The 12,603-nt window shown below is 70.6% G+C and carries 9 protein-coding genes; all 9 read right to left on the reverse strand.

All coding sequences use genetic code 11. The features are described 5' to 3' along the window. Positions 1–225 (reverse strand): 50S ribosomal protein L31, encoded by a 225-nt coding sequence (rpmE, locus tag ACFXI4_RS43590; RefSeq protein WP_190206740.1) that lies wholly within the window; start codon positions 223–225, stop codon positions 1–3. Positions 226–474: 249 nt separating this feature from the next. After that, a complete protein-coding gene (locus tag ACFXI4_RS43595) occupies positions 475–1,611 on the reverse strand; it encodes an LCP family protein (RefSeq protein WP_385002973.1) in 1,137 nt (378 codons plus the stop codon). Positions 1,612–1,829: 218 nt separating this feature from the next. Beyond that, positions 1,830–3,662, reverse strand: a complete 1,833-nt coding sequence (locus ACFXI4_RS43600) for a trypsin-like serine protease (RefSeq protein ID WP_385002976.1) — start codon at positions 3,660–3,662, stop codon at positions 1,830–1,832. Positions 3,663–3,799: 137 nt separating this feature from the next. Next, positions 3,800–5,833, reverse strand: coding sequence for a transcription termination factor Rho (gene rho / locus ACFXI4_RS43605; RefSeq protein ID WP_385002979.1), 2,034 nt, complete (start codon positions 5,831–5,833; stop codon positions 3,800–3,802). Between the two features lie 404 nt (positions 5,834–6,237). Next, the gene (thrB, locus tag ACFXI4_RS43610) at positions 6,238–7,167 is read right to left on the reverse strand and encodes a homoserine kinase (protein WP_362724556.1); all 930 of its coding nucleotides are present in this window, start codon (positions 7,165–7,167) and stop codon (positions 6,238–6,240) included. A gap of 339 nt (positions 7,168–7,506) precedes the next feature. Further along, positions 7,507–8,565 (reverse strand): threonine synthase, encoded by a 1,059-nt coding sequence (thrC, locus tag ACFXI4_RS43615; protein ID WP_385002983.1) that lies wholly within the window; start codon positions 8,563–8,565, stop codon positions 7,507–7,509. Positions 8,566–8,571: 6 nt separating this feature from the next. Next, positions 8,572–9,864 (reverse strand): homoserine dehydrogenase, encoded by a 1,293-nt coding sequence (locus tag ACFXI4_RS43620; protein ID WP_385002985.1) that lies wholly within the window; start codon positions 9,862–9,864, stop codon positions 8,572–8,574. Positions 9,865–10,133: 269 nt separating this feature from the next. Then, positions 10,134–11,525 carry a diaminopimelate decarboxylase gene (gene lysA / locus ACFXI4_RS43625; protein WP_385002988.1) on the reverse strand — a complete coding sequence of 464 codons (1,392 nt, stop codon included), beginning with the start codon at positions 11,523–11,525 and terminating at the stop codon, positions 10,134–10,136. 16 nt (positions 11,526–11,541) lie between these two features. Then, entirely contained in the window at positions 11,542–12,519 is a 978-nt protein-coding gene (gene nrtL / locus ACFXI4_RS43630) for an ArgS-related anticodon-binding protein NrtL (RefSeq protein ID WP_385002991.1), read from the reverse strand. Positions 12,520–12,603: the final 84 nt, after the last annotated feature.

Consider the following 12,603-nt stretch of genomic DNA (forward strand, 5'->3'; position numbering starts at 1 on the left):
CTACTTCTTGGAGCCGGCGGCAGCCTTGCCGAAGCGGGCCTCGAAGCGGGCCACACGGCCACCGGTGTCGAGGATCTTCTGCTTGCCCGTGTAGAACGGGTGGCACTCGGAGCAGACCTCAGCCCGGATGGTGCCGGACTGGATGGTGCTGCGGGTGGTGAACGACGCGCCACAGGTGCAGCTGACCTGCGTCTCGACGTACTCGGGGTGGATCTCGCGCTTCAAGGTGTCTCCTAGATTTCGGGAGGGCACCGGGTCGCCGCCGCGGGCTGCGGGACGTGAACCGGGGCCGACGTACCAGTCTGCCAGGGCTGGCCGCATACCCCAAAACCGGGGGCACTGGTGATCTATTCCCCGCGGGCGGGTGGGGGCTTTGTCGCGCCGTTCCCCGCGTCCCTCAGGACAGGCGGGACCGGCGGACCGGCTCCCGGCGGCGCGGGGAACGGCGTGAGCGGCCACGACGGCGCCGCACCCTCACGACGACGTCACGACCCCCTTGGCCTCCCCCGTCGCCGTGCCCTTCGTGGCGCTCGCGGGGATCGGCCGGTCGTGCTTCAGGGCCGTCCATACCTGCTCGGCCTTGGCCTTGGCCACGATCACCCGGTTCGGGTTCGACGGGTCGTACTCGACCGGCATCGTGACCATGCGCATGTTCTTCGAGCCGATGGACTTCAGACCGTCCGCGAAGTCGACGAGGGAGTTCACCGAGCCCAGGCCGGAGTCGGTGGTGACCGCCTTCGTCGCGGTGTCCGCCAGGTCGAAGAGCTTCTTGGGGCTGGTGAAGACGCCCACCTGCTCGGCCTGGTTGATCAGGGCCTTGACGAACGCCTGCTGGAGCTGGATACGGCCCAGGTCGGAGCCGTCGCCGACACCGTGCCGGGTGCGGACCAGGCCGAGTGCCTGCTCGCCGTCGAGGGAGTGCCTGCCGGCCTTGAGGTCGAGGTGGCTCTGCGGGTCGTCGATGCTCTTCGTCGTGGTGACCGTGACCCCGCCCAGCTCGTCGATGAGCTTCTGGAAGCCGGAGAAGTCGACCTCCAGGTAGTGGTCCATGCGGACCCCCGTGATGGCCTCGACGGTCTTGACCGCGCAGGTCGCGCCGCCCGTGGAGTACGCGGAGTTGAACATCACGTCGGTGGCCGCGCCGTGCCTGACACCGTTGGCGTCCTTGCAGGACGGACGGTCGATCAGGGTGTCCCGCGGAACGGAGACCACGGCGGCCTTCCGGTGTCCCTTGTACACGTGGACGATCATCGCCGTGTCGGACCGGGCACTGCCGTCGTCGGTGCCGCCGCCGAGCTTCCTGTTCACGCCGGAACGGGTGTCCGAGCCGAGGACCAGGATGTTCTCGGAGCCGTTGTCGACCTTGGCGGGCCGGTCGGTGCCCAGCGCCTGGTTGATGTCGACGCTCTTGATGTTGCCGTTGAGCTTGAAGTAGAGGTAACCGAAGCCGGTCCCGCCGAGCACCAGGACACCGGCCGCCGTCCAGGCCGTGACGAGCAGCGCCCTGCGGCCCCGCCTCGGGGGCCTGCGGCGGCGGCCCCCGCCACTGCGGCCAGGGACCTGCGGGCCGGCCGCGGGTATACCGGGCTCCGGCGTGCTCTCGGCGGACATGGGCTCCTCTGCTCTCCTACGACAGTGCGCTTACCCCCTGCTTTCAGGGTCAGGCCCGGCGTACCGGGAACTTCAGCACGTACCGGACCATCGTCGCTCCGCCTGGTCAGACGGCGAAACTCGGGAAAGGGTTGCACAACGCAGTGTGCCCACCGCGTCGCGCGATGGGCACACCGTGTAGTCGGGCGAGAGGGGGCGAACCCCGCTCACCAGCTCTTTCAGCCGAAGATGTCGTACTGCTGGAAACCGGTACCGAGCGACTTCCTTGTGCCGAAGATCTCACTGGTCGCCTTGCCGGTACCCGGGTACAGGTACAGCGTGCCGCCGGTCGTACGGGCGACCAGGTCGGCCCTGCCGTCGCCGGTCATGTCGCCGACCGCGGCGAGGGTGTTGAAGCCGGTCCAGCCGGAACGGACCTTCACCCGGGCCGAGAAGAGGCCGGTGCCGGACTTGCCGGTGCCCTTGTACAGGTAGAGGTCGCCGCCGCTGCTCTTGCGGGTCAGCAGGTCGGCCTTGCCGTCGCCGTTGAAGTCGCCGACGCCGCGCAGCTGGTTGTACTGGCTCCAGCCGCCGCCGATGCGCACGCGGGTGCCGAAGGTGCCGTTGCCCTTGCCCGGGTACAGCCACAGGACACCGGAGGAGTCCTCCGAGAGCACGTCGGGCAGGTAGTCACCGGTGAGGTCACCGGGGATGACCGTGGCCTTGCGGGTCTTCCAGTTGGTGAAGATCTTCTTCGTCACCCAGGAGCCGCTGGTCTGGGCGCTGTTCAGGGCGAAGTGGTCCCAGTAGACGTCGCCGGTGGAGGCCACCCGGTACACCATGTCCTGGAAGCCGTCCCGGTTGAGGTCGGCCTGCAGGATGAAGTTGACACCGGTCCAGTCGCCCCAGGACTGGCGGGCGGCCAGCGAGGTGCCCTTGGAGTCCAGTTCGTAGCCGACGTGGGTCGACGACTTGCGGGCGAACAGGTCCGCCTTGCCGTCGGTGTAGCTCAGGTTGGAGTCGGCGGTCTGGGCGTAGGCGGCACCGACGTAGGTGCTGACCTTCGTGAAGACCGGGTAGGCGCCCTTGGCGACACAGTCCTCGACGCCCCAGGAGACCACGCCGACGATCCGGCCGGCGACCACCAGCGGACCGCCGGAGTCGCCGTTGCAGGTGGTGGTGGTGCCGGTGTCGGAGCCGGTGGCGGCCTTGCCGGCGCAGACCATGTGGCCCTTGACGAAGTCGGTGCTGCCGTAGGCGGCGGTGCAGGTGGTGTCCGAGACGATCGGCAGCGTGGCCGTCTTCAGCGTCTCGGAGATGTCCTGCGTGGTGGAGCTGGTGCGGCCCCAGCCGTAGACCTTGGCGCTGGTGTTCGTCTTGTAGGAGGCCGTGTCGGTGTTGGTCGTCATCCGGATCGGCGTGGCCTTGACCGGGGCCGCCAGCGTGAGCACCGCGATGTCGTTGTTGGGGGCGCCGTCGGCCGACACGGTGTACGACGAGTGGTTCCACTGCCGCAGGACGCCGGTGGCGGTGCCGCCGTGCAGGTTGGCGGTGCCGTCCGCGTTGCTGGTGGGCAGCGAGGCCGTGCCGGTGACGACCGCGGAGTCGGTGGTGCTCCACTTGAAGCCCTTGACGCAGTGCGCGGCGGTGAGGATCTTCGTGGGCGAGATGACCGAGCCGCCGCAGAAGAAGCCGACGTCGTCGCTGGTGCTGGTGGTGCCCTTGTCGTCGTAGTACCAGAGCTGGGCCATCCACGGCGCCGAGGAGATGGTGGCCGTACCGCCACCGATGATCTTCGGCGAGACGGCCGAACCGCTCGCGGTGGCGGCCGGCTTCCTGGTGGTCGTGGTCCCGTTGTCGGCGGTGATCGCGCGCGCGATCCGCTTGTTCAGAACGGCCTGCGACGGCGCGCTGACGGCCGGAGTGACCGTGGGCGCCGGCTGGGTGGCCGCGCTGGCCGAGCTCGACAGCAGAGCGGCGGTGACGGCCGCGGCGACCGAGGCCGCGGCGACGGGCAGTGCGAGACGTATCCGGCGTCTGTGCCGACCGCTCCCGGACGTGGGTGTGCCCACCTAAGTCCCCCCTCGGGATCAGGATTTCGAGATTCGGTCAGATGACCGAAGGGCGTGATCCTACACCGGTGGGGGGGAACGCCAGAAGCCGTCCCCCAGCGGGGGACGGCTTCCGTTTATGGAGATCTGCCGAGGCGTCAGTCGCCGTTGCCGGGCGTCGGCGTCGTCTTCTGGATCTGCATCAGGAACTCGACGTTCGACTTCGTCTGCTTCATCTTGTCGAGCAGCAGCTCGATCGCCTGCTGCTGGTCGAGCGCGTGCAGCACCCGGCGCAGCTTCCAGACGACCGCCAGCTCCTCGTTGCCGAGCAGGATCTCTTCCTTACGGGTGCCGGACGCGTCCACGTCCACCGCCGGGAAGATGCGCTTGTCGGCGAGCTTGCGGTCGAGCTTGAGCTCCATGTTGCCGGTGCCCTTGAACTCCTCGAAGATCACCTCGTCCATGCGGGACCCGGTGTCCACGAGGGCGGTGGCGAGGATCGTGAGGGATCCGCCGTCCTCGATGTTGCGGGCCGCACCGAAGAAGCGCTTCGGCGGGTACAGGGCGGTCGAGTCGACACCACCGGACAGGATGCGGCCGGAGGCCGGCGCGGCCAGGTTGTACGCACGGCCCAGACGCGTGATCGAGTCGAGCAGCACGACGACGTCGTGGCCCAGCTCGACGAGACGCTTGGCGCGCTCGATGGCCAGCTCGGCGACCGTGGTGTGGTCCTCGGCCGGACGGTCGAAGGTCGAGGAGATGACCTCGCCCTTGACCGACCGCTGCATGTCGGTGACCTCTTCCGGACGCTCGTCGACCAGGACGACCATCAGGTGGCACTCGGGGTTGTTGTGGGTGATCGCGTTGGCGATCGCCTGCATGATCATGGTCTTGCCGGTCTTCGGCGGGGCCACGATCAGACCGCGCTGGCCCTTACCGATCGGCGACACGAGGTCGATGATGCGGGTGGTCAGCACGCCCGGGTCGGTCTCCAGACGGAGCCGGTCCTGCGGGTAGAGCGGGGTCAGCTTGTTGAACTCCGGGCGGCCTCGGCCGTGTTCGGGCGCCATGCCGTTGACGGAGTCGAGGCGGACCAGCGCGTTGAACTTCTCGCGGCGCTCGCCCTCCTTGGGCTGGCGGACCGCACCGGTGACGTGGTCACCCTTGCGCAGGCCGTTCTTGCGGACCTGGGCGAGCGAGACGTACACGTCGTTCGGGCCCGGCAGGTAGCCGGAGGTCCGGATGAACGCGTAGTTGTCGAGGATGTCCAGGATGCCCGCGACGGGGATCAGGACGTCGTCGTCGGCCAGCTGCGGCTCGGCGCCGCCGATCTCGTCGCGGCCCCGTCGGCCACGGCGGTCCCGGTAACGGCCGCGGCGGCCGCGGCGGCCACCGTCGAAGTCGTCCTCGTCCTGCGGGCCGGCGTTGCGGTCCTGACGGCCGCCGCCCTGCTGCTGCGGCTGCTGCCGGTCCCGGTCCTGGCGGTCCCGGTCCTGACGGTCCTGACGACCGCCCTGGCCGCCGCCCTGCTGCTCGTCGCCCTTGCCGCGCCGGTCACGGTCCCGGCCGCGCTCACGGCGGTCACGGCGGCCACGGCCCTCGCCGTCGGCGTCGCCCTGCGGCTGCGCCGCGGGCGTCTCGGCCTTCGGCTCGCTCTTCGCCTCGGCGACGACGGTCTCCGCGCCACCCGCGGTGGGGCTGCCGGCCTCGGCGGTGGCCCGGCGACGGCGGCGCTCGGCCGGCGCGTCGTCCCCGCCGCGCTCGCCGTCGCCGGTGCGGCCGGCGGGCTGGCCGGGAATCTCGATCTGCTGCTGGGCCACGGCCTGCTCGGCGGGGGCCTCGGCGGCCTGCTCCGCCTTCTTCTCGGCGGCCTCGTCGCCCGAACGGGCCTTGGAGGTGGCCCGGCGCTTCGGCTTGGTCTCGGTGGCGCTCTCGGCGGCCTTGGGGGCGGCGCCCCCACCGGCCTGCGCCTCCTTGATGACCTCGATCAGCTGGCTCTTGCGCATCCGCGCCGTGCCCCTGATACCGAGGCCGGATGCGACCTGCTGAAGCTCGGCCAGCACCATGCCGTCGAGACCGGTACCACGGCGCCGCCGGGAGCCGGCACCGGTGGCAGGCGCGGAGGCGTCCGTGGCGGGCGCGGCAGCGGTCTCCTCGACACGTGCGCCCATCAGATCGGTGGTGTCGCTCACGAAGGGTCCTTCCCTGGAGCGGACGTCGGCCTGTCTGGCTCGGCGACCGGTTGTGCTGTCCGGCTGCGGTCCTTGCTGTGTGGACCGTGCCGGGGCGGTGGTCCGCCTGAACGGCGGAGAGAATTTCTGGCGACGGCGCTTCCTCAGCCGTGGCACCCGGTGTCACGTGGCGTGGTAGCACCTATTCCGGAGCGTGCCCAGCGGCCCGCTCAGTGTCCACGTACGACGTACTGCCCAGGTACGGCATACGAAACGCTGAGTGGCTTGGGAGACTCCCGGAAGAATGTCTGTCCCGGAGGGGGACACGATGCACCTCGCCATGGTGGGGTCGGGTGCAGACTTGAGGTTAACACTACCGGATCCAACAAACATTCCCCCTCTCCAAATCCGGCAACCGTGCGCAGTCAGATGTCACTGGTGGGCGCTAGCGGCAACACGCTCGCGCCTTGTACGTCGAGGTTCAGCCGGTTGGCCGCCCAGTCGGAGCCGGCCAGGGCTTCCACCTTGTCGGCGCTCGCGGCGTCGACCAGGGCCATGACGGTGGGTCCGGCACCGGAGATCACGGCCGGGATCCCGTCGGCGCGCAGCCGCTCCACCAGTGCCGCGCTCTCCGGCATGGCCGGGGCGCGGTACTCCTGGTGCAGACGGTCCTCGGTGGCGGGCAGCAGCAGCTCCGGGCGCCTGGTGAGGGCCTCGACGAGCAGGGCTGCACGGCCCGCGTTGGCGGCGGCGTCGACGTGCGGCACGGTGCGCGGGAGCAGTCCGCGCGCCGTCTCCGTCAGAACCGGCTTCCCGGGCACGAAAACCACCGGAACGATGGAATCGGCCGGCTCCATCCTGATCGCCCGGGCGGCGCCGGACTCCATCCAGGAGAGCGTGAAGCCCCCCAGCAGACAGGCCGCGACGTTGTCGGGGTGACCCTCGATCTCGGTGGCCAGTTCGAGGAGCGCGGCGTCGTCGAGGCGGGCCTCGCCGCCTATGGTCACGGCACGCGCGGCCACGATGCCCGCGCAGATGGCGGCGGAGGAGGAGCCCAGGCCACGGCCGTGCGGAATGCGGTTGGCACACACGATCTCCAGACCGCGAGGCTGTCCGCCCAGCAGGTCGAAGGCGGTGCGCAGGGAGCGTACGAGCAGGTGGTTCTCGTCACGCGGCAGCGTCTCGCTGCCCTCACCCGCGATGTCGATGTGCAGCCCGGAGTCGGCCACCCGGACGACGACGTCGTCGTAGAGCCCCAGCGCGAGGCCCAGGGCGTCGAAGCCCGGACCGAGGTTGGCGCTGGTGGCAGGGGTGCGCACCCGGACGGCGGCGGCGCGGAACGCTGGACCGGCCATCGCTCGATGACTCTCCTTGAGCTGCGTGATGGTCGAATGACACTCGATGGGTACCTGAGGGAACCTCGGGCCGCGGAGGCGGCACGGCACCGCACCATATGCGAAGGCATATGCGGCGGGCGGTTTCGGTACAGCCTATCGAAGGAAGGTTCTGTGGCGACATAGGGCGCACAGGAGGCGCACGATGCGTGTCGTAAGCCCCTTGTGCCCCCTCCTCAGGGAGTCCCCTGTTCAGGACGCCGCAATCCGTTCACCGGTTGCCCGGCAGAGGGCGGACGAGTGCTGCGGCCCTGCCCGAGCGCCGCTCCCGCGGTTCTCGGGCAGGGCTCCAGCGATTCCCTAGGCGAGCCCGAGCCGCTCGGCCGCGGCGGCCGCGTCGACGGGCACGGTGACCGGCTGCGGGGCGCCGGCGACGGCCCAGTCGGGATCCTTCAGGCCGTTGCCGGTGACCGTGCAGACGATGCGCTGGCCCGGGTCGACCTTGCCCTGCTCGGCGGCCTTCAGCAGACCGGCCACCGACGCGGCGGACGCGGGCTCCACGAAGACACCCTCCCGAGCGGCCAACATCCGGTAGGCGCGCAGGATTTCACGGTCCGTCACCTCGTCGATGAAGCCCCCGGACTCGTCCCGGGCCGCGAGCGCGAACTGCCAGGAGGCGGGGTTGCCGATCCGGATCGCGGTCGCGATGGTCGAGGGGTCCTTGACGATCTCGCCGCGGACGATCGGGGCGCTGCCCGAGGCCTGGAAACCCCACATTCGAGGGCTCTTCGTGGAGACACCGTCACCGGCGTACTCCTGGTACCCCTTCCAGTACGCGGTGATGTTGCCCGCGTTGCCGACCGGCAGGACGTGGATGTCCGGTGCGTCGCCGAGCATGTCCACGATCTCGAAGGCGGCCGTCTTCTGCCCCTCGATGCGCACCGGGTTCACCGAATTGACCAGGGCCACCGGGTAGTTCTCACTCAGCTTGCGGGCGAGGGTGAGGCAGTCGTCGAAGTTCCCGTCGACCTGGAGGATCTTCGCACCGTGCACGAGGGCCTGGCCCATCTTGCCGAGCGCGATCTTGCCCTGCGGCACGAGCACGGCCGACACCATGCCGGCGCGCACGGCGTAGGCCGCGGCGGAGGCGGAGGTGTTGCCGGTGGAGGCGCAGATGACCGCCCGCGCGCCCTCCTCCTTGGCCTTGCTGATCGCCATGGTCATGCCGCGGTCCTTGAAGGACCCGGTCGGGTTCGCACCCTCCACCTTCAGGTGGACCTCACAGCCCGTGCGCTCGGAGAGCACCTGCGCGGGCACGAGGGGTGTACCGCCCTCGCGGAGCGTCACGACCGGCGTGGTGTCGGAGACGGGCAACCGGTCCCGGTACTCCTCGATGATTCCGCGCCACTGGTGGGTCATTGCTGGTTACTCTCCTTCAACCCGCATGATGCTGGCGACACCCCGCACGGTGTCCAGCTTGCGCAGCGCCTCGACGGTCCCGGACAGGGAGGCGTCGGAGGCCCGATGGGTGACGACGACGAGGGAGGCCTCGCCGTCCTTGCCCGTCTGCCGCACCGTATCGATGGAAACCCCGTGCTCGGCGAACACGGTGGCGACCTGGGCGAGAACACCCGGTTTGTCGGCGACGTCGAGGCTGATGTGGTAGCGCGTGACGACATCGCCCATCGGTGACACGGGCAGGGCGGCGTACGCCGACTCGCCGGGCCCCGTTGCCCCGCTGAGCCGGTTGCGGCAGACGGCGACCAGGTCGCCGAGGACCGCGGAGGCGGTCGGGGCGCCGCCGGCGCCGGGACCGTAGAACATCAGCTGACCGGACGCGTCCGACTCCACGAACACCGCGTTGTAGGCGCCGCGCACGGACGCGAGCGGATGGGTCAGCGGGATCATGGCGGGGTGCACGCGGGCCGTCACCGAGCCGCCGTCCTGAGCCCGCTCGCAGATGGCGAGCAGTTTGATGGTGCAGCCCATGTTCTTGGCGGAGGCGAAGTCGGAGGCGGTCACCTCGGTCATGCCCTCGCGGTAGACGTCGTCGAGGCGCACCCGCGAGTGGAAGGCGATACCGGCGAGGATGGCGGCCTTGGCGGCGGCGTCGAACCCCTCGACGTCGGCGGTGGGGTCGGCCTCCGCGTACCCGAGGGCCGTGGCCTCGTCGAGGGCCTCCTGATAGCCGGCGCCCGTCGAGTCCATCTTGTCGAGGATGAAGTTGGTCGTCCCGTTGACGATCCCCAGCACCCGGTTGACCTTGTCACCGGCGAGCGACTCGCGCAGCGGCCGGATCAGCGGGATGGCACCGGCGACGGCGGCCTCGTAATAGAGGTCCTTGCCGTTCTGCTCGGCGGCCGCGTGCAGGGCGGCACCGTCCTGGGCGAGCAGCGCCTTGTTGGCGGAGACCACGGAGGCGCCGTGCTCGAAGGCGGTGGTGATGAGCGTGCGGGCGGGCTCGATGCCCCCGATGACCTCGACGACGACGTCGATGTCCCCCCGCTTGACCAGCGCGGTCGCGTCCGTGGTGACCAGGCTCGGCTCGATGCCCTCACGCACCTTGGAGGACCGTCGTACGGCGACGCCGGCCAGCTCGATCGGGGCGCCGATGCGCTGCGCGAGGTCGTCGGCGTGCGTCGTCATGATGCGCGCCACCTCTGAGCCGACAACCCCACAGCCCAGCAGCGCCACCTTCAGCGGACGCGTACGCATCATCCGACCTCGTTTCCTCTTACCGTCTGCGGTTGGACCAGTCTCACTCACCGGACGGGAGTTTCTACCCTTCGTCCGGATCGTGAGACATCTATTTCATTGTGTGATCGCGGCCGACAGGAGATCTTCCGTCCGCGTCATCCGGACCGGCGGACGCCATCCGAGAATGCCCGTCCCGTGCCCGCCCCGGGGCGGTCGGGGGACGGAATCCGGGGTCCGCGGTGCGGGGTCCGCGTCAGGGACGCGTCCCTGGATCGCCCGGGCCATTCGAGTCACCCGACGTCGAGGCGCAGGAGGTCCTCCTCCGTCTCGCGGCGGACGATGACCCGGGACTCGCCGTCGCGCACCGCGACGACGGGCGGCCGGAGCACGTGGTTGTAGTTGCTCGCCATCGACCGGCAGTAGGCGCCGGTGGCCGGTACGGCGATCAGGTCACCGGGTGCCAGGTCCCCCGGCAGGAACGCGTCCTTGACGACGATGTCCCCGCTCTCGCAGTGCTTGCCGACGACACGGGCGAGCATCGGCTCGGCGTCGCTCGTCCGCGACACCAGGGCGACGCTGTACTCGGCGTCGTACAACGCGGTCCGGATGTTGTCGGACATGCCGCCGTCGACGGAGACGTAGGTGCGCAGCCCGTCGAGGGGCTTGATGGTGCCGACCTCGTAGAGGGTGAAGGCCGTGGGCCCGACGATGGCGCGCCCCGGCTCGACGGAGATACGCGGAGTCCGCAGCCGGGCGGCCTCGCACTCACGGGAGACGATCTCGGTGAGCGCCTTGGCGATCTCGTGCGGTTCACGGGGATCGTCGTCGCTGGTGTAGGCGATGCCCAGCCCGCCCCCCAGGTCGATCTCGGGCAGTTCGACACCGTGCTCGTCACGGATGTCCTTCAGCAGCCCGACGACCCGGTGCGCGGCGACCTCGAAGCCGGACATGTCGAAGATCTGCGACCCGATGTGCGAGTGGATCCCGATGACCTCCAGGCCGTCCAGCTGCAGCGCCCGCCGTACCGCCTCGGCGGCCTGCCCGCCCGCCAGCGGGATCCCGAACTTCTGGTCCTCGTGGGCGGTGGCGATGAACTCGTGCGTGTGCGCCTCGACGCCGACGGTGACACGGATCTGCACACGCTGGCGCTTGCCGTGGGACTGGGCGATGTGGGCGACCCGCACGATCTCCTGGAACGAGTCGAGCACGATCCGCCCGACGCCGGCCTCGACCGCCCGCTCGATCTCGTGCGCCGACTTGTTGTTGCCGTGGAAGGCGATCCGGTCGGCGGGCATCCCGGCGGAGAGGGCGGTGGCCAGCTCGCCGCCGGAGCACACGTCGAGGTTGAGCCCTTCCTCGTGCAGCCAGCGCACGACGGCCCGGGACAGGAAGGCCTTGCCGGCGTAGAACACGTCGGCGTCAGGGCCGAAGGCGGTGCGCCAGGCGCGCGCCCGGGCACGGAAGTCGTCCTCGTCGAGGACGTAGGCGGGCGTGCCGAACTCCTCGGCGAGGGTCTTCACGTCGACACCGCCGACGGTGGCGACTCCGTCGGCGTCCCGGGTGACGGTCTGGGCCCACACCCTGGGGTCGAGGGAGTTCAGGTCGGCGGGCGGGGCGGCGTAGTGACCCTCGGGCAGGACGTCGGCGTGGCGGGGCCCGGCAGGGTGCGCGGAACGGCTCATTACTCTTTGGGCTCTCTCAGAGGTGATCGGGTGCGTCGATGCCGAGCAGGGACAGGCCGCCGGCCAGCACCGTCCCGGTGGCTTCGGCGAGGGCGAGCCGGGCACGGTGGGCGACCGAGGGTTTCTCGTCGCCACGGGGCAGCACGGTCGGCAGGAACGGCAGGGCGGCATCGGCGACGGTGACGAGATGCCGGGCGAGCCGGTCGGGGGCGCGGTGGGTGGCCGCGGCGGTGAGGATGCGGGGGTAGTCGGCGAGGGCGCTCACCAGGTCGCCCTGGGTGCCGGGGACGTCACCGGGTTCGGCACCGAAGCCGAGCCGGCCGGCGCCGCGCCCGACGGCTCGTGCCCGGGCGTGGGCGTAGCGCACCCGGAAGAGCGGGTTGCTCTCGCGCTGCACCAGGTGGTCGGCGGTGATCCGGGGCCGGTCGTGGGCGGCGGGATGCAGCAGGGCCCACTGGGCGGCGTCGGGCCCGAGCGGGGCCGGGTCCTCGGGCGCCGGAACGGGCCGGAGGCTGACGGGCTCGCCGTGTCCGACCTCACCGCGGCCGCCCTGGGTCGCGACGATCCGTACGACGGCGTCCGCGACGACCTCGGCCCGGACGTCGTACGGCACGCGCAGCGCCACGACCTGCCCGGCGAGCGCGTCGCCGTGGCCGTAGCCGGAGCCGAGGGCACGGATCTGCGCGACCAGGGCGGCCGTGGGGGACACGGCGGGGCTGAGGCTGATGTTGAGGAACCCGGGCCCGGTGACGACGACGTCCTCGACCCCGGCGGCGTGCACGAGATGGGGCACCAGGATCTCGGCGACCCGCATCGGGGACTGGCCGGCCGGGCGGGACAGCTGGAGCGCGATGTTGGTGGCGTAGTCCCCGCACCCACCGGGCCCCGGCACCGTGACCACGGCCCGCTCGGGCACGCTCACGCTCAGCTCCCCGTCGTCAACAGCACGACGCACCGCGCGCAGCACGGTACGGGAGAGCTCGACGGGGGTCACGGGACAAGCGTAGGGGAGGAGGGGGTGGGGCAGGCGACCCGGTTTGGGAGGAAGTCCGCCATGTGGACGCCTGCACGTGCGCCC

The organism is Streptomyces sp. NPDC059224 (assembly GCF_042754285.1).
GTDB lineage: Bacteria > Actinomycetota > Actinomycetes > Streptomycetales > Streptomycetaceae > Streptomyces.

Bases quoted from the DNA above. Each gene is read 5' to 3' on its own strand.
- ACFXI4_RS43595 (WP_385002973.1), bottom strand. From the start codon at position 1,611: ATGTCCGCCGAGAGCACGCCGGAGCCCGGTATACCCGCGGCCGGCCCG.
- thrB (WP_362724556.1), bottom strand. From the start codon at position 7,167: ATGGCCGGTCCAGCGTTCCGCGCCGCCGCCGTCCGGGTGCGCACCCCT.
- thrC (WP_385002983.1), bottom strand. From the start codon at position 8,565: ATGACCCACCAGTGGCGCGGAATCATCGAGGAGTACCGGGACCGGTTG.
- ACFXI4_RS43620 (WP_385002985.1), bottom strand. From the start codon at position 9,864: ATGATGCGTACGCGTCCGCTGAAGGTGGCGCTGCTGGGCTGTGGGGTT.
- lysA (WP_385002988.1), bottom strand. From the start codon at position 11,525: ATGAGCCGTTCCGCGCACCCTGCCGGGCCCCGCCACGCCGACGTCCTG.